General features: G+C 46.6%; 16 protein-coding genes. 11 read left to right on the top strand and 5 right to left on the bottom strand.

The features are described 5' to 3' along the window. The first annotated feature begins 22 nt into the window (after nucleotides 1-22). Nucleotides 23-1,018 (top strand): GTP 3',8-cyclase MoaA, encoded by a 996-nt coding sequence (gene moaA / locus ABY436_RS00600; protein WP_372737088.1) that lies wholly within the window; start codon nucleotides 23-25, stop codon nucleotides 1,016-1,018. 26 nt (nucleotides 1,019-1,044) lie between these two features. Here the strand turns inward: moaA and ABY436_RS00595 are convergent, their stop codons facing one another. Then, nucleotides 1,045-1,935, bottom strand: a complete 891-nt coding sequence (locus ABY436_RS00595) for a patatin-like phospholipase family protein (protein WP_372737087.1) — start codon at nucleotides 1,933-1,935, stop codon at nucleotides 1,045-1,047. Nucleotides 1,936-2,335: 400 nt separating this feature from the next. On the opposite strand from ABY436_RS00595, the gene ABY436_RS00590 reads away from it, so the two are divergent. The 3 genes from ABY436_RS00590 (at nucleotide 2,336) to ABY436_RS00580 (ending at nucleotide 6,235) form a co-directional block, all read left to right on the top strand. After that, complete coding sequence (locus ABY436_RS00590) at nucleotides 2,336-3,631, top strand: NAD(P)/FAD-dependent oxidoreductase (RefSeq protein ID WP_372737086.1); 1,296 nt, start codon at nucleotides 2,336-2,338, stop codon at nucleotides 3,629-3,631. A 56-nt stretch (nucleotides 3,632-3,687) separates the two neighbouring features. Further along, complete coding sequence (locus ABY436_RS00585) at nucleotides 3,688-5,547, top strand: ABC transporter ATP-binding protein (RefSeq protein WP_372737085.1); 1,860 nt, start codon at nucleotides 3,688-3,690, stop codon at nucleotides 5,545-5,547. Nucleotides 5,548-5,947: 400 nt separating this feature from the next. Beyond that, nucleotides 5,948-6,235, top strand: coding sequence for a hypothetical protein (locus ABY436_RS00580; protein ID WP_372737084.1), 288 nt, complete (start codon nucleotides 5,948-5,950; stop codon nucleotides 6,233-6,235). Between the two features lie 286 nt (nucleotides 6,236-6,521). On the opposite strand, the gene ABY436_RS00575 is transcribed toward ABY436_RS00580, so the two are convergent. Further along, nucleotides 6,522-7,070, bottom strand: a complete 549-nt coding sequence (locus ABY436_RS00575) for a hypothetical protein (RefSeq protein WP_372737083.1) — start codon at nucleotides 7,068-7,070, stop codon at nucleotides 6,522-6,524. A 275-nt stretch (nucleotides 7,071-7,345) separates the two neighbouring features. Between ABY436_RS00575 and ABY436_RS00570 the strand changes: the two genes are divergently transcribed. Together ABY436_RS00570 and ABY436_RS00565 are read left to right on the top strand one after the other, a co-directional pair. Beyond that, nucleotides 7,346-8,743 carry a sodium:proline symporter gene (locus tag ABY436_RS00570; RefSeq protein ID WP_372737082.1) on the top strand — a complete coding sequence of 466 codons (1,398 nt, stop codon included), beginning with the start codon at nucleotides 7,346-7,348 and terminating at the stop codon, nucleotides 8,741-8,743. Continuing rightward, nucleotides 8,740-9,615 carry a metallophosphoesterase gene (locus ABY436_RS00565; RefSeq protein WP_372737081.1) on the top strand — a complete coding sequence of 292 codons (876 nt, stop codon included), beginning with the start codon at nucleotides 8,740-8,742 and terminating at the stop codon, nucleotides 9,613-9,615. The genes ABY436_RS00570 and ABY436_RS00565 overlap by 4 nt, the downstream gene beginning before the upstream one ends. 54 nt (nucleotides 9,616-9,669) lie before the next feature. Here the strand turns inward: ABY436_RS00565 and ABY436_RS00560 are convergent, their stop codons facing one another. After that, nucleotides 9,670-10,746: a substrate-binding domain-containing protein gene (locus ABY436_RS00560; protein ID WP_372737080.1), complete on the bottom strand. Its 1,077-nt coding sequence runs from the start codon at nucleotides 10,744-10,746 to the stop codon at nucleotides 9,670-9,672. Nucleotides 10,747-11,080: 334 nt separating this feature from the next. Here ABY436_RS00560 and ABY436_RS00555 point away from each other — a divergent pair, with 334 nt between their 5' ends. The 5 genes from ABY436_RS00555 to ABY436_RS00535 all read left to right on the top strand — a co-directional run bounded on the left by ABY436_RS00555 (nucleotide 11,081) and on the right by ABY436_RS00535 (nucleotide 17,265). After that, the gene (locus ABY436_RS00555; RefSeq protein ID WP_372737079.1) at nucleotides 11,081-11,575 is read left to right on the top strand and encodes a formate dehydrogenase subunit gamma; all 495 of its coding nucleotides are present in this window, start codon (nucleotides 11,081-11,083) and stop codon (nucleotides 11,573-11,575) included. Further along, nucleotides 11,572-13,143, top strand: coding sequence for a formate dehydrogenase beta subunit (locus ABY436_RS00550; RefSeq protein ID WP_372737078.1), 1,572 nt, complete (start codon nucleotides 11,572-11,574; stop codon nucleotides 13,141-13,143). The genes ABY436_RS00555 and ABY436_RS00550 overlap by 4 nt, the downstream gene beginning before the upstream one ends. Nucleotide 13,144: 1 nt before the next feature. After that, nucleotides 13,145-16,060 carry a formate dehydrogenase subunit alpha gene (gene fdhF / locus ABY436_RS00545; RefSeq protein WP_372737077.1) on the top strand — a complete coding sequence of 972 codons (2,916 nt, stop codon included), beginning with the start codon at nucleotides 13,145-13,147 and terminating at the stop codon, nucleotides 16,058-16,060. Further along, a complete protein-coding gene (gene fdhD, locus ABY436_RS00540; RefSeq protein ID WP_372737076.1) occupies nucleotides 16,060-16,947 on the top strand; it encodes a formate dehydrogenase accessory sulfurtransferase FdhD in 888 nt (295 codons plus the stop codon). The genes fdhF and fdhD overlap by 1 nt, the downstream gene beginning before the upstream one ends. A gap of 78 nt (nucleotides 16,948-17,025) precedes the next feature. Continuing rightward, complete coding sequence (locus ABY436_RS00535; RefSeq protein ID WP_372737075.1) at nucleotides 17,026-17,265, top strand: formate dehydrogenase subunit delta; 240 nt, start codon at nucleotides 17,026-17,028, stop codon at nucleotides 17,263-17,265. 129 nt (nucleotides 17,266-17,394) lie between these two features. On the opposite strand, the gene metH is transcribed toward ABY436_RS00535, so the two are convergent. After that, the gene (metH, locus tag ABY436_RS00530; RefSeq protein ID WP_372737074.1) at nucleotides 17,395-21,099 is read right to left on the bottom strand and encodes a methionine synthase; all 3,705 of its coding nucleotides are present in this window, start codon (nucleotides 21,097-21,099) and stop codon (nucleotides 17,395-17,397) included. 207 nt (nucleotides 21,100-21,306) lie between these two features. After that, complete coding sequence (locus tag ABY436_RS00525) at nucleotides 21,307-21,777, bottom strand: YHS domain-containing (seleno)protein (protein WP_372737073.1); 471 nt, start codon at nucleotides 21,775-21,777, stop codon at nucleotides 21,307-21,309. Nucleotides 21,778-21,995: the final 218 nt, after the last annotated feature.

Genomic DNA, 21,995 nt, shown 5'->3' with positions numbered 1-21,995 from the left:
GGCTATAAAACGAAGGTGGAAAATGGCTAGCGAGCAACTGGTAGACCGGTTTGGAAGACAGATCACTTATTTACGGATTTCAGTAACTGATCGTTGCGATTTTCGTTGTGTGTACTGTATGAGTGAGAAGATGACTTTCCTTCCACGCGCACAAGTGCTATCGCTGGAGGAGATTCATGCGATAGCGCGGGCATTTACTGAGCTGGGCGTTAACAAAATTCGTTTTACCGGAGGTGAGCCGCTGGTACGCAGAGATGTTGTTAAGCTGTTTAAAGGGGTCGGTGCATTGCCAGGCTTAAAGGACTTCTGCTTAACCACCAATGGATCGCAATTGCCCCGTTATGCTCAACAGCTTAAAGATGCTGGGTTAACACGAATTAATATCAGTTTAGATAGCCTGCAGGAAGATCGTTTTAAAACGCTGACACGCACCGGTAATTTAGAGCAGGTCATTGCCGGAATTGATGCGGCCTGTGATGTTGGCTTTAAAGGCATCAAGTTGAACAGCGTCGTGTTGCATGGCCGCAATGATGATGAAGTTGTTGATCTGGTAAGATTCGCGCGCGAAAAAAAGATCGATCTTAGCTTTATTGAGGAGATGCCGTTAGGTGTGATTGCTGAGCATGATCGTGCAGAAACTTATTTTAGTAGTGATCAGGTAAAAGCCTTGATCACCGAGCAGTTTCCTCTGATGCCGACAACAGAGTCGAGTGGCGGCCCGGCAAAGTACTGGCGCATGCAAGACAGTCATAGCCGTATCGGTTTTATCTCCCCGCATAGCCATAATTTTTGTGGTGACTGTAATCGGGTTCGGGTCACGGCTGAAGGGATGCTGCTCTTATGTTTGGGTAACGAACACTCAGTCGATCTTAAAGCGATACTGCGCCGCTATCCGGGTGATCTTGAGCGTTTAAAAGAGGAGATACGTAAAGCCATGCAGCATAAGCCTGAAGAGCACCGTTTTACCGCGGATGGGGATGTTCAAATAGTTCGCTTTATGAATATGACAGGAGGCTAGTCGTAAAAATCGGCGGCGTTGTCTGATTAGCGTGAAAATACCGGCAGGATTTTTGCCATCTTCATGGGGACAATGCGCCGTGTCGTTGCGTAACCGACCTGAAAAAGCGCGTTCTTTTGTTCGGCATTGAGGCGAAACTCGGTAGGCGAGATACTACCGGCATGAATAACAACTGTGGAATGCCAGAAGTGTTCACTAATGTATTCTCTGGACATCGTCGTCATAAATGTCCGGATTAATAATGACAAATAGCCAATCAGCGGAAAATACCTGATTTTCTTTGTCTCCGCTCTTTCTTGAATACTACTTAGTCGAAACACCACCACCGGTGATCCGTCTCCGGCCCAGTCTTGTTGCAAAGACTCCTCTGATAGAATGCTACCATCCACCATCAGGTGTCCTTCAAATTCTTTGAAGCTGAAAATAATCGGAATTGACATCGAAAAACGCACGGCCAACGAAACTTTAAGATGGGGTGTTCTTTTTTTATCGAAAACGACGGGTAGTCCGGAACGAACATCGGTGGCTACCACATGAAAAGGATATTCAAGATCGGCGAAAGTAGCGCCGTTGAGTTTATTGTCCATCCATTCTTCGAAACGATTTCCTGTCGACAGCCCTCCTGTGCGTAATAACCGATAGAGTGACTGGCCTAGGAATTGGCTAAAATCGGTTTCTTCAGCGATAATTCTGATCTGATTAAGAGAATAGCCTGCTGCAAATAAGGCGCCAACAATACTCCCTCCTGAAACTCCGACCAGTGATGGAAACCGGAGCCCCATCTCCTTAAGCGCCGTTAATACACCAATATGCGCAGAAAGCCTGCTCCCCCCGCCCGCTAATACTGGCACGATGAAAGCGGGTGTCATTTCATTAGGCATGGTAAAACTTGTTTTTGATTCCGCTGTTATATCCATTATTTGAATCCTGCTGTTGCAAGATGAATGTTAAGCGCATGTTACTGTTAGCGAGATGACAACAAAGGTTCATCCATAGATTTAGTATAAATGAAGTATAGTCGAAGCATTTTCAAACGCGTGCAGATATGAATTCGCCTATTTGATGGGGCCATCTGCGATAGCAGACTCACTTTATTTTAATATTCATTAAACTTGTGTATGGTGTTGCTACCAAAGTATGAGGTGTTTGGTCTTAAGGGCTAGTAGTTGATCATTGCTATTAAACGCTAGTCTGGCCATCCCGGCAGAGGTTTGATGAGGTTAATATGGTTTCATGAGCTCTTAGAGGTCTCATTAGATAGATCAGGCGAATGTTCTACTTGAGAATATTCGCCTGATACTATTTTAAGGACATAACATGCAAACTATTGTAATTGTCGGAGGCGGTGCAGGCGGCCTTGAGCTAGCAAGCCGGTTAGGTCACCAACTGGGCAAAGCTAAAAATAAACAGGCTGAAATTATTCTGGTAGATAAAAACCGCTCGCATATCTGGAAGCCGTTATTACATGAAATCGCTACCGGCTCTTTAGATATCAATACGGATGGTGTGAATTATCGCGCCCATTCCAGTTTGCACCATTATCAGTTCCAACAAGGAACGATGATCGGTATAGATCATGCTAAAAAGGTGATCAATCTACAGGCGCTGAATGATGAAGAAGGCAAAGAGGTACTACCTGAACGAGAAATTGCCTATGACATATTAGTCATGGCAGTGGGTAGCGTGAGTAATGATTTTGGCACGCCGGGGGTGGCTGAGAATTGCTATTATCTGGACTCTCACCAGCAGGCTGAGCGTTTTCACCGGTCAATGCTAAATCACTTCCTCAGGATTAATCAGCAGTCTGATCAAAGTGTGCTTCAATTAGCGATTGTCGGAGGCGGGGCGACAGGCGTAGAACTGGCAGCCGAACTTTATCATGTGGCAGACTTGCTTAAAGTGTATGGAATGCCGCAGATGTCAGCCAAGCGCTTAAAAATCTCGCTGATTGAAGCGGGCCCGCGTTTGCTTCCTGCTTTACCTGAGCGGATCGCGACCTCGGTACGCCGTGAGTTACAAAAACTCGGTGTGCAGATTCTGGAAAACACCCGGGTCATTGGTGCTGATCAGGAAGGATTTGAAACCGAAGGTGGAAGCCGTGTAACAGCAGATTTAACCGTATGGGCGGCGGGCGTTAAAGCGCCGGATTTTGTTAAATCCTTGCCACTGTTTGAGACAAACCGGATTGGTCAGATACTCGTTAAACCGACCTTACAGAGTACTACTGATGATAGGGTCTTTGTGATTGGTGACTGTTGTGCATGTCAGCAACCGGATGGCAACTGGGTCCCGCCCAGAGCACAGTCAGCTCATCAGATGGCCGACCTGGTACGCAAGAACATCAAATTACAGATGCAAAATAAAGTACTGCAGCCTTATAACTATAAAGATCATGGATCTTTGGTGAACCTGAGTAAGTACAGCACGGTAGGCAGCCTGATGGGGAATTTGAATAAAGGCACAATGTTTGTCGAAGGACGTATCGCACGCTTTGTTTATATCTCTCTGTATCGCATGCATCAGATAGCGATTCATGGCTGGCTGAGAGCCTCCGGTGTGATGTTGGCGCAGAAAATTGGCAGTAGTGTAAAACCGAAAATGAAACTGCATTAGTGGTATTATTTGTCGCCTTGAAATCTTCTTAGTCGACAACATAATAAGGACACTCCATGTTTGCATTTTTTGAGCGATTGGTCGCACCGTTCCCACCCCAGGAACCGCAGCAACCGCCCAAAGGCGTGTATGAATTTTGCCGCCACTACACCAAAGGCAGTGAGATCTATCTGTTAATGATGGCTGTGCTCACTGCCTTAATTGCTATCGCTGAAGTTACTCTGTTTGGTTTTATGGGTGAGTTGGTTGACTGGTTGGTGACCAAAACCCCCGAAACGCTCTTTCAGGATGAGGGTGGGCGACTGCTGACCATGAGCCTGATGGTGTTGGTGGTTCTTCCCTTATTAGTCTTGCTGCATGGGCTGATTGTTCACCAGACTTTATTAGGCAACTATCCAATGGCGATACGCTGGATGGCGCATCGCTACCTGCTTAAACAAAGTATCTCTTTTTACAGTAACGACTTTGCCGGGCGTATTGCCACCAAGGTGATGCAAACTTCGTTGGCGATCCGTGAAACCGTCATGAAGCTGCTCGATGTCATGATGTTTGTATTGGTGTACTTCATCTCGATCGTTGTATTGGTAGCGCAAGCTGATATTCGCCTGATTATTCCTATGCTGCTGTGGATGGGTTGTTATATTGGCATTCAAGCTTACTTTGTACCTAAACTAAAGCGTGTCTCTACCGAGCAAGCCGATGCGCGCAGCATGATGACCGGGCGTATCGTCGACAGCTATACCAATATTCAAACCGTTAAACTCTTCTCTCATACTGACAGGGAATCGGCATATGCCGAGGAGGGGATGAGTGGCTTTCTGGACACTGTTTACCGGCAGATGCGCTTAGTCACCGGTCTTAATTTTTGTGTGCAGTTTATCAATTATTTTCTGGCATTTTGTGTGGCGGCATTTTCAATCTGGCTATGGAAAGATAACGCGATTACTGTCGGTGCCATTGCGGTAGCTGTCAGTCTGGCACTGCGTATTAATGGTATGGCCCAATGGATTATGTGGGAGATCAGCGCACTGTTTGAAAATATCGGTACAGTGGCCGATGGTATGAAAACTTTATCCAGCCCTCAGGAAGTACCGGATATCCCAAATGCGAAAGCGCTCGTGGTGACACAAGGCTCAGTGATGTTTGAGCGTGTTGGATTCCATTATGGAAAAACCACGGGTGTGATTGATCACTTAAATCTGGATATTAAACCCGGTGAAAAGATTGGTATCGTCGGACGATCCGGTGCAGGAAAATCCACGCTGGTCAACTTGCTGATGCGTTTTTATGATGTCGGAACAGGCCGTATTCTGATCGATGGGCAGGATATCAGCCAGGTTTCGCAGGAATCTCTTCGCCAGCATATCGGCATGGTGACCCAGGATACCTCGCTGCTACACCGCTCTGTGCGTGATAATATTCTCTATGGTCGACCAGATGCTTCTGAAGCAGAGCTGCAGGCTGCAACAGAAAAAGCAGAAGCCAGCGACTTTATCAAAAAACTCACGGATCCGGGTGGACGAGTTGGCTTAGATGCTCAGGTCGGTGAGCGCGGAGTGAAACTATCGGGTGGCCAGCGGCAGCGCATAGCTATTGCACGCGTTTTATTAAAAAATGCACCCATCCTGATTCTGGATGAAGCAACCTCTGCATTGGATTCAGAAGTAGAAGCCGCGATTCAGCATAGTTTAAATAAACTGATGGAAGGAAAAACGGTTATCGCCATTGCTCACCGGCTGTCTACGATTGCCGCGATGGACCGCTTAATTGTCATGGATCAGGGCAAGATAGTGGAGCAGGGGACGCATCAGGAGTTGGTTGCATTGGGTGGTATCTATGCGCAATTATGGGCGCATCAGACCGGCGGTTTTCTGGGGCTGGATACTGAAGATGAGGTGTTAGTAGAGCACTCATAAAAGTGCTCTTTTGATTATACTTAGCTTATCTGGCTTCTTGCTTATCTGGCTTGTTGATAGTGCTTAGCAATTAAGCACTGTCATTACCATATCAAAAAAAATCAAGACGTACTCATTTCAATTGACAAAAATTAAATATAAGTGTAATCATTTATATATAAGTAATATTTGTTTTACAGGGATATTGAATGAACAAATCTTCGATGAATAAGGGGTCATAGAGAGAGTATAGAGAGAGATCCCGAGCCGAAGCTAATGTGTTTAGGGGGATATGATGTTTAATGTTTTTCAATTGAAAATGTTTATTAAAAGATCCAGCGTGCCTCTTATTTTTATTATGTCATTTTTTTACAGTCATCTGGCAGTAGCGGTAGAGATAATCGGTACAGATGTGCCTCTCATGTTAAGGTATAAACCTGATATACCCCCCGCTTTTCATGTCAGAGAGCGTCCCTTTGAGAGCGCTTTTCAGATAATTGATCGACGAACGTTAACGTCCAGTGATGCGTCCGGTGAAGCGTCCGGTGAAGATAGTCGAGATATGCCCGTTTGGAAAAAAGGCTATAAGCAGGAGACAGAAGAAAAAAGCGATCCTGTCGTATCTGAAATAAGTGCCGAAAAGGTTAAGTTCGCCAGTGTTCTTGAATTAATATATTTTATTAGAATGATTCAGAAAGGTAATCAGTGAAGTCTGTCCATAATTAAATTCATTACATGAAAGCCTGCTGATTTAAGCCGGCGGCTAAAAAATCATGTCTTAACCTTATCGTTGATCGTGCAATTTAAGTAATAATTTATTCAGATCTAAACTGACAGGCATCGTTTGAAAACGGGTAACTGTCAGATCAAGTCTGAGCTACTACATCTAAGCTAAGTAAGTATCTATATCAAGTTTTTCAAAAGGGTTCACATAGAGACTGCTCAGAAAAATCGTCATCTATGTGAACTAATGCAACCACTATTTTAGTGTTAATCTAGTGTCTGTAGTTAATGTACTCATTGCGGTTATTACCAGACCCTTTCATTTCTCTTTTGTGGTCCCTGTCTCTTTTGTGGTCCCTGTCTCTTTTGTGATCACGGTCTCTCTTTGATCCATCGCTGTGGTCATGCCTGGTCTGTTTTGAGTATTGGCGTTCATTCTTCTGTTGATGCCTGGCATGATTATCTTTTCTTGGATGATCTATAAATACCGGATGGTGTTTATGAGGCTGCTGTATAACGACATAGTGTTTAGGCTCTTTTTTGTAATAGCTTTTATTTTGCTGGTAATGGTTATGCTGGTAATTGTGATGACCTTTTCTGTACTCAGGCGCGTAGCGACGCTTTTCATAGAGGTAGTCGGTGTTGACATAGTGTCGATGCCGCGGCTCTCCGATGGCGAGCGACACAGAGCCATGAGGAAGGAAAAAGTTCAGTGTCCCATGAGCTCGGATATCAGTATCAGCCCTGGCCGTTGCCGAAAGGGTCAGCAGTACCAGTAATGCTGAAGCCAGTCCATATTGTATTCTTATTAATGCACGCATGATGTGTACTCCTCAACGAGTCAGTTAAGTTTTATGCTATTCTGCTTAGCTTTGAATAAATAGATGAGAAAGTGCTAAGAAATGTAAAGTTATGTGAAGCTGGAATTATTGACATTCTGTCTTAAAGATAATTTTCATAGAGGTAGGACGTGTTTTATCTGTTTCGATTATAAAAAAATTACTCTTTATTGCTTGGCGGAACTAATGGATGCTCATGTAATCAGACTCATGAAGCAGACTATCTGATACCTATTTTGATTCCATGAGGATGTTTTATGGAGCAATCGCTGGCGATTGTTGTTGGTTTTGTTGCAGTATTATCACTGCTGTTATCCCCTAAAGCTCAAAGTGATGCAGCCTTTTTCAAAGGGCTTTCTCCTACAGGCGAGCAGCCTGGTTTACTGATACTCGTTTTCTCGCAAGTGACTACCTGGATATTTGCCCGTTCATTACTGAATGCGGCAATACTCGGCTTCTACTATGGACTGTGGGGCACACTGGCCTATGCTGCCTATTATCTGTCGTTCCTGACGGGCGCTAAAATTATTGATTCTGTGCGGTTCAGACATGGTTTTAGCAGCATTCAGGCTTTCCTTGATCACCGCTTTGGCGCTTGGGGTACGCGCTGCTATAACTTCGTCATTGGTATCAGATTAGTGAGTGAAATTTTTGCCAATATTCTGGTTATTGGCATTCTGTTTGGTGTGGCGGGCAGTAGCGCCTATACGTTCGCTGTTATAGCGTTTGCTGTGGTTACTTTGGTTTATTCTATGCTGGGCGGTTTGCATGCTTCTTTACGTACTGACTTGATGCAGATGGTCTTGTTTTTAGTAGTGCTGGTGATTCTGACGGTATGGGTGATCATTAGCGGCAATGCCACTGTCGGGCATCTGTTGTTTAAACCCTTTAATATTTCCGATCCTGGTCCCATTCTGCTTGTAGTCGCTTTGCTGCAGGTATGGAGTTATCCGATGCATGATCCTGTGATGATGGACCGCGGTTTTATTGCCGATAGAGAAACAACACGAAAAAGCTTTGTACATGCTGCCTGGATCAGCGTTTTATGCATCATTCTGTTTGGTTCCTTTGGTGTGATTGCCGGATCACAAGCGCTCTCTGGCGAAGCGATGAACGCGGTCTTACTGCGTATTCTGGGTGACGTTCCCATGTTGCTGTTTAATATTACTCTGGTGGTTTCAGCAATGTCGACACTGGATAGTACCTTGTCCAGCTCTGCTAAATTAGTTGTCGTGGATATGAAGTGGGCTAATCCCAGCGTTAACAATGGTCGTATCAGCATGGCGCTGTTTATGCTCATGGGCTTGCTGTGTGTCTTCTTAGGTAACAAAGATCTGTTTAGCGCGGTTGCCGTGAGTGGTACCGCGTCACTGTATCTTGCACCTGTTATTTTTTTCTCGCTATGGGGTGGAAAAACTAATATTCCTGTGTGGAGTTATCTGGCTACTTTTATGCTGGCTTTAGCCGGTGCGCTACTCTATTTTGTCGAATCAGCCGGGCACACACAGCTATTGGGCGAATACCACAAATATACAAAACTGTTGGCGATATCAGTAGTTATCCTCATGCTGGGTTGTTTGTTTTTTTGGATAGGTCTGATGAAGGATATGTCAAAAGAGCCTGAAAAAAATCTTATGGAGGCGACCTTGTCATGACATTGTTTAATCCAGTTCAGAGCCATCCTCTATTGGTTTTTGGTGGTCCCTATAGTAACGCTGAAGCCACCAAAGCTATGCTTGCTGAAGCAACTCGATTAGCCATTCCTGCCACTAATGTTCTGTGTAGCGGAGACTTGGTTGCCTACTGCGCTTCGCCGCAAGAAACGATTAATCTCATTCGTCAATGGGATATTGCCGTGGTGATGGGGAACTGTGAAGAGTCTTTCGGTAATGACGCAGATGATTGTGGCTGTGGTTTTGAAGAAGGTACCTCTTGCGATCTGTTATCAGCCGGTTGGTTTAATTTTTCTAAACCGCGAATCAGCCGGGACAATAAGCAGTGGATGAAACAGTTGCCACGCAGTATCAGTTTTCATTATGCGGGTTTTGAGTTTGAAGCGGTTCACGGCGGAACAGAACAGATAAATCAGTTTATCTACGCGTCAGATGTTGAACAGATCAGCGCACAATTGGCTGACACACACGCCCGAATTATCATTGGTGGGCATGGTGGCATTCCCTTTGGTAAGGAAGTCTTTGGCAAGAGCGTTTTTGCTAAAACAGCCGTAAACAAAGCGTGGCTTAATGCGGGCGTTATCGGCATGCCCGCTAACGATGGGACACAGGATGGTTGGTATATGCTGATATCAACTCTGGCCGATGCTATAGAAATCAGCTGGCATCGCTTAACATATGATGCTCAAAACACGGCGGATACGATGAGTCAATCAGGCTTGGATACAGCCTATAAAACGGCGTTATTAACTGGTATCTGGCCAAGTGCAGATGTCTTACCTGACACAGAAAAGGCACGCTCAGGTATCCCGCTGGCGCTGGCACCTTTGGTCATCCCTTTAACATCACTTTGATCTGGCACCGGGGTTGGCGATTTTTACTTTTCTCTTCTCATTAAGTAAAGCGGCTTACAGGGTCATAAAGCCGCTTAATTCTTCTATTGTCTCGATTGTTCCGCTCAGTTCGCTTCTATAGCCCGCCAGGGTTTGTACTTTCTGCTTGAATGCTTCGCTTTTTATTATATCGATAAATTGGTTGACGGCTGCTTTCTTAAGATTTTTCTGATGACATACAAAAACATAGTCTTCGCTGCAGATGGGTATAAACCCCAGGCCAAACTGATGAGCGGCTTGCTCTACGCCAAAGCCTGCGTCCGCCATGTCAGAAGCGACATAAGCGGCGACAGCCGAGTGTGTGAATTCCCGGTTACTGTATCCGTCGATGTTTGCAGCAGCAATCCCCTCGTTGCAAATGAGTTGATCGAAGAGGGCGCGGGTGCCTGAGTCTTCCTGTCGATTGATAAAGCGCACACCGCTGCGGGTTAAGTCGCTTAATGTTTCAATCTGCAGCGGGTTGTTTTTAGCAACCATCAGTCCTTGCTGGCGAGAGATAAAACGAATGACTTTGTGGGAGCGGGGTTTTAGCAGTTGTTGATAGCGCTCAAGAAGCTGAGGAATAACAATGCCGGTTGGCATATGGAATCCTGCGATGTCACATGCATCACGATTAAGCGCAGCGAGTGCTTCCAAGGGACTGCTGTATTGCAGATCCAGCTGCAGGTTAATGCATACCTGCGGCAGTAGCGCGACGGCATAACCATGACTTGCCTGGATACGTAACAGTGGCGTTAAATTAACCAGTGCTTTTTGAATTTCGACATTCAATTCAGATGCAAGGTTAGCCATCTGCGGTTGAAAACGGGCCATCACACGTTGTTCTGCCCAGAGCAGTTTTTCACCTAAGGGCGTCAATGTGGCACCACGTCCTTTCTCCAGTCTGACTAACTCAGTACCAAAAAAATCGGCCCATTTGTTGAGCAGGTTCCAGCCATGACGATAAGAGATTCCTGCTGCCTTGGCTGCGGAGGTTAATTTTTTGAACTGATGTATTTCTGCTAATAGCCGGAATAACTGAGGATCAAGTGTATTTCCCGCTTCATCGCGGAAGACCCAGGCAGGGTCAATCTGGATTCGTTTAGTGGTCATGATATTGATTTCTCTGTGCCCGGAAGCTATTCAAAAATCATAATTTAAATAGGCATGCAATTACATATATGTGCTTGTTATTGAAAAAATATAGCCTATTTTATCTATTTTTACTCTGTTTAATATAATAGGCATAAAAATGCATATTTGTACAATCGCCTGATAATGGTAACTTTAGGCATGAAGATAATAAAACTATCCTTGCTGATGCGAATTTATGCAAAGCGACTGCCGAGTAGTAGAGATTGACTCGTTAGTAGTTGATGATTTTTAGCCGGAAGACTTTTCAGTAAGCAGCCTCTACACAGAGCCAGTAAAAACAGGTGCAACAACAATGAATGATTTAGTGCAATGGGACCTTCAAGACGTGCAAGAGGTGATTACATCACTAAAGCACAAGCCCGGAGCTTTGTTTCCGATTTTGCATGGTATTCAGAATTTAGCCGGTTATATTCCCGCAGAATCGTTACCGCTGATTGCCGATGCGTTGCATCAGACCCGCGCAGAAATTCATGGCGTTGTTACCTTCTACCATCTTTTTCGAATGACGCCACCGGGCCGGCATTCATTGGAGGTGTGTCGGGCTGAAGCATGCCAGGCGCGTGGGTCTCGTGCATTAGAAGCACATGTTAAGGCAAAGCTGGGTATCGATTATCACCAAACAACGACGGACAGGGAGTTTAGTCTGGAAGATGTTTATTGTTTAGGTAACTGCGCCTGTGGTCCATCCATACGTATAGGTGACGATATTATTGGTCGTGTAACCCCCGAAAAATTCGATCAGCTTGTTGATGAGTTAACAACGGTAGCGCTGGAGATCAGATCATGAGCATCAAGATTTATGTTCCGCGTGATACCACCACGCTGGCCTTGGGCGGCGAGAAAGTCGTTAGTATGATTTTGGCCCAAGCTGAGGCTCGTGGGATTGATATTGAGTTAGTGCGAAATGGTTCACGTGGTTTGTTCTGGCTTGAGCCCATGATAGAAGTACAAACTGGTAATGGCCGTGTGGCTTATGGCCCAGTCGAAGCAAGGGATGTTGCCGCCCTGTTTGATGCGGGTTTGCCTGAAGGCAAGAGTACACATCGCCTGGCACTGGGTGATCCTGAAGAGATCCCCTATCTGAAAAAACAGCAGCGTCTGACGTTTGCCCGTGCGGGTATTACAGACCCTGTTTCTATAGCTGACTATAAACTACATGATGGCTTTAAAGGCCTGGAAAACAGTCTGGCGCTTAGCGGTCAGATGATTGTTGATGAAGTGAAAGCGTCGGGTTTACGTGGCCGTGGTGGCGCAGCGTTTCCAACAGGTATCAAATGGCAAACTGTGCATGACTGTGCTGCTGATCAAAAATATATTGTGTGTAATGCGGACGAGGGTGATTCGGGTACATTTGCCGACAGATTAGTTATGGAGGCAGATCCTTTGATGCTGGTCGAAGGAATGATCATTGCCGGTTTAGCGGTCGGGTCAACTCAGGGCTATATCTACCTGCGTTCAGAGTATCCGGTCGCTCATCAGATTATGAAAGAGGCAATTGCTAACGCTTACCAAGCGGGTTATCTCGGTAAAAACATCCAGGGCAGCGGTAAGAAATTCGACCTTGAGGTGCGCTTAGGTGCGGCGGCGTATATCTGTGGCGAAGAAACATCATTACTTGAAAGTCTGGAAGGTAAGCGAGGCGTGGTGCGTTTTAAACCGCCATTGCCTGCTATAAAAGGATTGTTTGGTCAGCCTACTGTCGTTAACAATGTACTATCGCTGGCTGCCGTGCCTTTCATTATGGCGCACGGTAGTAAGGCGTATGCTGATTGCGGTATGGGGCGCTCACGCGGAACTCTGCCATTCCAGTTAGCCGGTAACATCAAGCAGGGTGGCTTAGTCGAACTTGCATTTGGTCCGACTCTGCGCGAATTACTTGATGATTTTGCCGGTGGTACTGAAACAGGTTTGCCAATGCGGGCTATCCAGGTCGGTGGGCCATTAGGTGCTTACCTACCGCAAAGCCACTGGGATACACCACTGGACTATGAGGCCTTTGCTGCGATCGGTGCGGTTTTGGGGCATGGCGGCGTGGTTGTGTTTGACGAATCGGTTGATATGACAGAGCAGGCGCGCTTTTCTATGGAGTTCTGTGTCGAGGAGTCATGCGGAAAATGTACGCCATGTCGCATTGGCTCCACCCGGGGTGTTGAGGTGATCGATAAGATCAGAGCGGGTGACAAAGTTGAAGCTAACCTGGCGCTGCTGGATGATCTTTGCGAAACCATGATCGACGGGTCTTTATGTGCCATGGGTAGCATGACGCCGATTCCGGTAAAGAGTGCGTTCAAGTATTTCCCTGAAGATATTGCGCTGGCCCATTCCAGAATGTCTACCCAGACGGAGGCTAAATAAGATGTTGCAGCATTATGATCCAAAACAAAAAGGCGCTACGCAGCAGAATCCTGAGCACATGGATTTCAATAAAGATTATGGTACGCCGCAGCGCCTGTCAGAAAACCTGATTACGTTACAGGTAGATGGTGTTGAGATCACCGTTACAGAAGGGACCTCAGTACTGCGAGCGGCAGCACTGGCCGATATTAATATTCCAAAGCTATGCGCCAGCGATAATCTAGAAGCATTTGGCTCCTGTAGGCTTTGTGCCGTACAAATTGAAGGTCGTCGCGGCTTTCCGGCCTCCTGCACAACACCGGTCGAGGCCGGTATGAAAGTAACAACGCAGAATGAAAAAATTGGCAAACTGCGTCGCAACATTATGGAATTATACATCTCTGATCATCCGCTGGACTGCTTAACTTGCCCTTCAAATGGCGATTGCGAATTACAGGATGTGGCGGGTGCTGTCGGCTTGCGTGAAGTGCGCTATGGCTTTGATGGCCATAACCATCTGGATGCTGAAAAGGATAAATCCAACCCTTATTTTACCTTTGATCCGAGTAAATGCATTGTCTGTTCGCGTTGTGTGCGTGCCTGTGAAGAGGTGCAGGGTACATTTGCGCTAACCGTTGACGGGCGTGGCTTTGAATCAAAAATTGTAGCAGGGCAGGATGACTCCTTTCTCGATTCGGACTGTGTATCCTGTGGTGCTTGTGTGCAGGCATGTCCAACATCGACGTTAATGGAGAATAACGTCATTGAGATGGGGCAGCCAGAACACAGTATCGTAACAACATGTGCATACTGCGGCGTTGGCTGTTCGTTTAAAGCGGAGATGAAAGGTGACCAGGTCGTGCGCATGGTGCCTTATAAAGGCGGCGAAGCAAATCAGGGGCATTCATGTGTTAAAGGGCGTTTTGCTTTTGGCTATGCAACCCATAAAGATCGAATAAAAACCCCGATGATCCGCGACAATATCGATGAGCAATGGCGTGAAGTAAGCTGGGAAGATGCGATTGGTTTTGCTGCAAAACGTTTGAAAGAAGTACAGGCGAAGTATGGGCGGGAAAGTGTTGGTGGTATCACTTCTTCCCGTTGTACGAATGAAGAAACCTATCTCGTGCAGAAATTGATTCGTGCGGCTTTTGGTAATAACAACACGGACACCTGCGCCCGCGTTTGTCACAGCCCAACGGGGTATGGTTTGAAAACTACGCTGGGTGAGTCTGCCGGAACGCAGACATTTGACTCAATCAGACACACCGATACGATGCTGGTGATCGGCGCCAATCCGACCGATGCACATCCGGTGTTTGCTTCTATGATGCGTCGTCGTTTGCGAGAAGGTGCGCAGCTCATTGTGGCTGATCCACGCAAAATTGATCTACTCAAAACCCCTCATCTCAAAGATGCTATCCATCTACCGTTGCGTCCGGGTACTAACGTCGCCTTAGTGAACTCACTGGCACACACCATTATGAGCGAAGGTCTTGAAGATAAAGCGTTTATAGCCTCGCGCTGTGACGATAAAGCATTTCTCAAGTGGCAGGCATTTATCAGAGAAGAGCGTAACTCACCCGAAGCCATGCAAAGCATTACCGGTGTGGATGCCGGGGATGTACGAAGGGCGGCCCGGGTCTATGCCAATGCCGGTAACGGCGCGATCTTCTATGGACTGGGCGTGACTGAGCATAGTCAAGGTTCAACCATGGTTATGGGTATTGCCAACTTAGCATTGGCTACCGGCAATATTGGTCGCGAAGGTGTCGGAGTTAATCCACTACGCGGCCAGAATAACGTACAGGGTTCTTGTGATATGGGGTCTTTTCCTCATGAACTGCCTGGTTACCAGCATGTAGCAGACAATGAAGCGCGCGGCCGGTTTGAAGCAGCATGGGGCGTTAAACTTGATGATGAACCCGGTTTGCGTATTCCTAACATGTTTGATGCGGCACTGGCTGGAAGCTTTAAAGCCTTGTACGTGCAAGGTGAAGACATTGCGCAATCCGATCCGAATACTCAGCATGTAGAAGCTGCACTTAAAGCGCTGGAATGTGTGATTGTGCAGGATATCTTCCTAAATGAAACGGCAAAATTTGCCCATGTTTTGTTGCCTGGCTCCACATTCCTGGAGAAAAATGGCACGTTTACTAATGCGGAGCGACGCATTAACCGTGTTCGTAAGGTCATGCCGCCTTTGGCAGGAAAAGAAGATTGGGAAGTGACGGTAGCGCTTTCTAACGCGTTAGGTTATGAGATGAATTATAGCCACCCGTCGGAAATTATGGATGAAATTGCCAGTCTTACACCTAGCTTTAGCGGCGTAAGTTACGACCGCTTAGAAGAACTGGGAAGTATTCAGTGGCCATGCAACGAACAGCATCCTGACGGGATGCCCATTATGCACGTGGAAGACTTTCCTATTGGCAAAGGTAACTTGGCAATTACTGAGTATGTCGCAACAGATGAGCGTGCGACCCGACGCTTCCCGCTATTGTTAACAACGGGGCGTATTCTTTCGCAATACAATGTTGGCGCACAAACGCGTCGGACAGAAAACCAAACATGGCACGATGAAGATGTGCTGGAAATTCATCCGCATGATGCCGAAGAGCGCGGTGTTAATCAAGGCGATTGGTTGGGGATCAGTAGTCGTGCAGGGCAAACGGTACTGCGTGCTGTCATTAGTCAACGCATGCAGCCAGGTGTGGTGTATACAACATTCCACCATCCCGGCAGTGGCGCCAATGTAATTACGACGGATAGCTCAGATTGGGCGACAAACTGTCCGGAGTATAAGGTCACGGCAGTTCAGGTTGAGAAGGTAACGCAACCGTCTGAATGGCAGAAGAATTTTGAAGACTTCAATAAAAAGCAACAAGATTACCTTAAAAAGGGTCGTCGCCATCGTTCTGAAGAGGTCAGTCGGTAATGGCTGCGTGCCCGACAATGGTCATTCATAAGGACGTTGAACCTGGCGCAGAATCAGACTTGCAACAAGGCTTGCAAGAAGACTTGAAACTTGAGCTGCATGCGAGCGTTTCTGTTAATCGCTGGGAGCGGGGTGATCTGAGTCTTGCGCATGACAACGTCGCGGAAGAGGTGGCGGTCGCCTTAGTTTATAACGGCATTTCACATGTCGTGATGATGACCAGCCCAAATGACTTAAAGGATTTTGCATTAGGCTTCAGTATCACAGAAGGCATTCTCACCCGCGCAGATGAGCTTTATGGCATTGAACTGCAACAACACGATGCCGGAGTTGAGGTGCAGATGAATATTGCTTCGCAGCGTATGATGCAGCTGAAACAACAACGACGTAATCTAACGGGTCGCACCGGATGCGGCCTGTGCGGGGCTGAATCACTTGAGCAAGCCGTAAGGCCGATTAAAGTACTGACAAGCCCTGGCCATGTCAGTGATCAGGCAATTCAAAATGCAGTTCTGAAGCTAGATCAGAATCAGCCACAGCAAGCGCTTACAGGCGCTTGTCACGGCGCTGCCTGGTGCAATAAACAGGGTGATATATTAATGATTCGGGAAGATGTGGGGCGTCATAATGCGCTCGATAAGCTTATCGGAGCATTAGTGCGCGAAGGCATCGATATGCAGCAGGGGTTTGTGTTGATATCCAGCCGTGCAAGTTATGAAATGGTACAGAAGGTGACAGCCGTAGGTATTAATGCGCTTGTGGCTGTTTCTGCACCCACCGGTTTGGCTTTGCGCTTAGCCAGAGAAGCAGGGTTACAACTGATTGGCTTTGCACGCCCGCATCGGCATGTGAGTTACAGCCCTGAGCGAACATATGATTCTGAATAAGTGGCATCTAATAATTAACGACACAGCAGAATCACTTTATTTATTACATAAGTTTGGCAGTATTGGAGCAAACAGAATATGAGTCACTCGCAGTTAGATCAGCTAATTATCATGGCAAACCAAATTGCTGATAATAACCATCTGGATACCGATGCTGAGTCCGTTGAGTTTATCGCAACTCATATAAAAAAATTCTGGGCCCGCTCCATGAAAGAAGAGCTTATAGCCTATGCTCAAGAAGGTGGGGATAAGCTTAATGTATTGGCCACTCAAGCGGTTATGCTATTGTCTGAGCAATACTCGTCACCTGGCACTTAGTTCTTACAGTCATTCATACCTTATAAGAGTTATAAAAGTAATAAGAGTTATAAAAGCCGTAAGCGATATATGCACCGAGGTGAATAGCCACGGTGCATATTTCTAATGAAAGCTAAAGAATGCTGATGATCACTCTTCCGGCTCATACCCCAGATTTGGCGATAACCAGCGCTCAGCAACATGCATTTCCATGCCGGTGCGTGTTGCATAATTATTAACCTGATCTTCACCAATCTTGGCAACACCAAAATACTGGGATTGAGGATGACTGAAATACCAGCCGCTCACTGCAGCTGTAGGTAGCATAGCGTAAGACTCAGTAATGGTAATACCTGTGCGGGCCTCTACATCCAATAGCTCCCACAGCAAACCTTTTTCAGTATGATCCGGGCAGGCTGGATAGCCAGGGGCAGGACGTATACCCTGATACTTTTCCTTGATCAGATCTGAATTCTGCAGATTTTCATCTGCCACATACCCCCAGGCTTCTTTACGCACAACGGCGTGCAGGTATTCTGCAAAGGCCTCTGCTAAGCGGTCAGCCAGAGCTTTAACCATAATACTATGATAGTCATCATGGTCAGCTTCATACATCGCTGCCAATTCGTCTACGCCAAAGCCTGTTGTTACGGCAAAGGCTCCGTGATAGTCAGCTTTGCCGCTTGCTTTAGGTGCAATAAAGTCGGACAGGCACAAATGGGGTTTGCCGGCAATTTTCTCCGTTTGCTGGCGCAAGTGATGTAACGTCATCAATACTTCTGAGCGTGTCTCATCCGTATACAGTTCTATATCGTCATCATTGACGCTGTTAGCAGGAAACAGTCCGTAGACTGCGCGTGCCTGTAGTTTTTTGTTATTGATCAGGTCATCTAATACGCGCTGTGCATCGGCGAACAGCTTAGTCGCTTCTTCGCCCACCACTTCGTCGCTGAGAATGCGCGGATAACGTCCGGCCAGTTCCCATGAGTGGAAGAACGGGCTCCAGTCGATATAGTCACGCAGGATGTTCAGATCCAGATTATCGATAACCTGGATGCCAAGCTGGTTTGGTACCGGCGGTGTGTAGTTATCCCAGTCAATGTTGAACTTGTTACTCCGGGCTACATTGATAGGTACGCGGCGTTTATCCGTTTGGCGGGCTGCATGACGTTCACGTGTTGCTTGATAATCTTCTTGTATCTCTTTGATATAAGATGATTTTCTGTCTTTCGATAACAGCGCGGATGCGACACCGACAGCACGTGAAGCATTTGTGACATGCACTACCTGATCACGTTTAAACGAGGGTTCGATTTTCACTGCGGTATGTGCTTTTGACGTTGTGGCACCACCAATCATTAACGGAATACTAAAACCCTGGCGCTGCATCTCTTTAGCAACATGTACCATTTCGTCCAGCGATGGCGTGATCAGACCCGAGAGGCCGATCAGGTCGGCGTTAGATTCGCGGGCGGTCGTCAGGATTTTTTCAGCGGACACCATGACGCCCAGATCGATAATTTCAAAATTGTTACACTGCAGTACGACACCGACAATGTTTTTGCCGATATCATGCACATCGCCTTTTACCGTCGCCATCACGACCTTACCCGCTGAGCTGGATTCACTGTCAGCTTTACCGGCTTCAATAAAGGGCATCAAATACGCCACGGCTTTTTTCATCACGCGAGCAGATTTGACCACCTGCGGCAGAAACATTTTGCCGGAACCAAAAAGGTCACCGACAATACCCATGCCGTCCATTAACGGGCCTTCGATAACCTGAATAGGGCGCTCGTAGTTTTGACGGCACTCTTCTACATCGTCATCAATAAAGTCGGTAATTCCTTTAACCAAGGCATGTGATAAGCGTTGGTTAACTTCCCAGGACCGCCATTCCTGAGTTTCGGGCGCTTTTTCTTCTGATCCATCACCACGATATTTATCAGCAACGGCGAGCAGGCGCTCCGTAGAGTCTGAGCGGCGGTTCTGAATAACATCTTCGACCAGCTCTTTCAGCTCTTCGGGAAGGTCATCATAGATGGCCAGCTGTCCGGCGTTAACAATCCCCATGTCCATGCCTTGTTGAATGGCATGATAAAGAAATACGCAATGAATCGCTTCACGTACCGGATTGTTGCCGCGGAATGAGAAGGATACGTTAGAAACGCCCCCTGAAATTTTGGCGTAAGGCAGGTTCTGTTTGATCCAGCCCGTTGCTTCAATAAAATCAAGTGCATAGTTGTTGTGTTCGTCAATACCGGTGGCAACTGCAAAGATGTTAGGGTCAAAAATAATATCTTCTGGCGGGAAACCCACTTCATCCACCAGAATACGATAGGACTCAGCACAGATCTCGATTTTACGTTCGCGGGTGTCAGCCTGTCCTACTTCATCAAACGCCATGACGATAACAGCAGCACCGTAACGGCGAACTAATTTCGCCTGTTCTTTAAATTTTGCGACACCCTCTTTCATCGAAATAGAGTTAACGATCCCTTTACCCTGAATGCACTTCAGGCCGGTTTCGATCACCTCCCATTTGGAAGAGTCGATCATGATAGGGACGCGAGAGATATCAGGTTCGGAGGCAATCAGTTTTAAGAAGCGCTCCATCGCCGCTTCTGAATCCAGCATGCCTTCATCCATGTTAATATCGATAATCTGGGCACCGTTTTCAACTTGTTGGCGCGCGACCGCCAGAGCCGTCTCATAATCGCCTTCTTTAATCAGGCGTTTGAAGGCTGCTGATCCGGTAACGTTGGTTCGCTCTCCGACGTTGACGAATAAGGTGTCGGCACCCACATGCATGGGTTCTAACCCTGCTAAGCGCATTTCGATGGGCAGGTCGGGAATCTGGCGAGGAGAGTGCTTCTCTACTGATTCACGAATAACACGGATATGTTCTGGTGTTGTACCACAGCACCCCCCCACAATGTTTAAAAAGCCAGAAGCTGCCCACTCGCCAATCTCATCGGCCATCTCTTCCGGGGATTCATCATATTCGCCAAAGGCGTTGGGTAAACCGGCATTGGGATGAACAGAAACATGGCATTGAGCAATGCGCGAAAGCTCTTCAATATACTGGCGAAGTTCTTTTGGGCCGAGTGCGCAATTGAGCCCGATAGCAATAGGGTTAGCATGGCGAACTGAATTCCAGAAAGCTTCTGTTGTCTGTCCTGAAAGTGTACGGCCGGATGCATCGGTAATCGTACCAGAGATCATTACCGGTACACGTAAGTTGTGATCATCAAAGTATTGTTCAACGGCATAGATGGCGGCTTTGGCGTTGAGTGTATCAAACACGGTCTCAATCAGAATGATATCGGAACCACCTTCAAGCAAACCGTCAATCGATTCGGTGTAAGCTTCTACCAGCTCATCAAAGCTGACATTGCGGTAGCCAGGATCATTAACATCCGGCGAGATAGAGCAAGTACGGTTAGTCGGGCCAAGCACACCAGCTACATAACGTGGACGGTCTGGCGTTTCAGCGGTGGCTTCATCACAGGCGGCGCGAGCAAGCCGGGCGGCTTGCAGATTGATTTCATGGCTGAGTGATTCCATATTGTAATCAGCCATCGCAATCTGGGTTGCGTTAAAGGTATTGGTCTCGATGATATCTGCACCGGCGTCCAGATAGTCGCGGTGAATATCTTTGATGATCTTGGGTTGAGTCAGAACCAGCAGGTCATTGTTACCTTTGACATCAGAAGCCCAGTCGGCAAAACGTTCACCCCGGTAGTCAGCTTCCTCCAGTTGGTAGCCCTGAATCATGGTTCCCATGCCGCCATCAAGAATCATGATGCGTTGCTGGAGTGCTGCTTCGAGTTGTTGTGAAATCGTCTGAGCCATCGAATACTATCCAATACGAGAAATAAAGGTGCATATGATAAAGCAAATCACGAATGAATTTACTGAGTTCATTTCAATTAAACGTGAATGCTGCTCATATAAAAGCACTATTTTCTGGCATTTGATTAATGGATATCGAATAACGTCACAAAAATCTATTTTTAAACCCGCTATATTTTCAAAAAAGAGCGTCTAGCAAACCATTGTTTAGTATTCTGCATTATTGAGTTTCGCTACCCATGCTTTGTCCGCTTGTTGTTTATAGGTTTTCCAATCCCCGTTTAACCAGCGCTGACGGCCCTGTTCGGCATAAAACAGATGCAGTTTATCGCCAAAAAATTCCCAAACGGTTCCATCGGTTGTGATCAGCCCTTCGCCAAGGCTTAGAGCATTTGAGCAAAAACCATTATATTCAGGGCGATAGTGTTCGGGATCCGCAGCAAATTTATCAGCAGATGCCTGCGATGCGAAGTGCCAGGAAGCATTATTCCACTTAACGGCAAAGCGTTTATCTCCGGCGACCTCCTTATGCTGAGTTCTGACCACAGGTGAGTGGTACTCAACCGTGTCGTGTCCGCCAATGGCTTTTGACCCCCAATAACTTTTGCTGACGGGCTCATTCGCCAGGCTTAACGTGCTGGCTAAAAGCAATAAAAATGCGGGTATATACTTAATCATGCTGTCTCTCTCAGTCGCGATTGTTATCTTTAAGAATACTTAAATAGATTTATTTGTTCACTGGTTTCTTTGGTGTGCTTATTGCTATATGTTACGCAAAGGGTGTTGTATATATGGTTTTTGCCCTCTAAATGTAATTTATGAACTTCGCTGCGCTTTTTTAGTGCATTTAATAGTCCATAGGTTGCCACTGGTATTTGATATAGGACGCATCTAAT

Source organism: Neptunomonas sp., from assembly GCF_041601355.1.
Lineage (GTDB): Bacteria > Pseudomonadota > Gammaproteobacteria > Pseudomonadales > Balneatricaceae > Neptunomonas.
This window is presented reverse-complemented; position numbering and strand designations above follow the sequence as displayed.

Coding starts and splice junctions, on each gene's coding strand:
- ABY436_RS00560 (WP_372737080.1), bottom strand. CDS start 10,746: ATGACCACTAAACGAATCCAGATTGACCCTGCCTGGGTCTTCCGCGAT.
- ABY436_RS00585 (WP_372737085.1), top strand. CDS start 3,688: ATGTTTGCATTTTTTGAGCGATTGGTCGCACCGTTCCCACCCCAGGAA.
- ABY436_RS00525 (WP_372737073.1), bottom strand. CDS start 21,777: ATGATTAAGTATATACCCGCATTTTTATTGCTTTTAGCCAGCACGTTA.
- ABY436_RS00595 (WP_372737087.1), bottom strand. CDS start 1,935: ATGGATATAACAGCGGAATCAAAAACAAGTTTTACCATGCCTAATGAA.
- ABY436_RS00555 (WP_372737079.1), top strand. CDS start 11,081: ATGAATGATTTAGTGCAATGGGACCTTCAAGACGTGCAAGAGGTGATT.
- fdhD (WP_372737076.1), top strand. CDS start 16,060: ATGGCTGCGTGCCCGACAATGGTCATTCATAAGGACGTTGAACCTGGC.
- ABY436_RS00590 (WP_372737086.1), top strand. CDS start 2,336: ATGCAAACTATTGTAATTGTCGGAGGCGGTGCAGGCGGCCTTGAGCTA.
- metH (WP_372737074.1), bottom strand. CDS start 21,099: ATGGCTCAGACGATTTCACAACAACTCGAAGCAGCACTCCAGCAACGC.
- ABY436_RS00565 (WP_372737081.1), top strand. CDS start 8,740: ATGACATTGTTTAATCCAGTTCAGAGCCATCCTCTATTGGTTTTTGGT.
- fdhF (WP_372737077.1), top strand. CDS start 13,145: ATGTTGCAGCATTATGATCCAAAACAAAAAGGCGCTACGCAGCAGAAT.
- ABY436_RS00570 (WP_372737082.1), top strand. CDS start 7,346: ATGGAGCAATCGCTGGCGATTGTTGTTGGTTTTGTTGCAGTATTATCA.
- ABY436_RS00580 (WP_372737084.1), top strand. CDS start 5,948: ATGTTAAGGTATAAACCTGATATACCCCCCGCTTTTCATGTCAGAGAG.
- ABY436_RS00550 (WP_372737078.1), top strand. CDS start 11,572: ATGAGCATCAAGATTTATGTTCCGCGTGATACCACCACGCTGGCCTTG.
- moaA (WP_372737088.1), top strand. CDS start 23: ATGGCTAGCGAGCAACTGGTAGACCGGTTTGGAAGACAGATCACTTAT.
- ABY436_RS00535 (WP_372737075.1), top strand. CDS start 17,026: ATGAGTCACTCGCAGTTAGATCAGCTAATTATCATGGCAAACCAAATT.
- ABY436_RS00575 (WP_372737083.1), bottom strand. CDS start 7,070: ATGCGTGCATTAATAAGAATACAATATGGACTGGCTTCAGCATTACTG.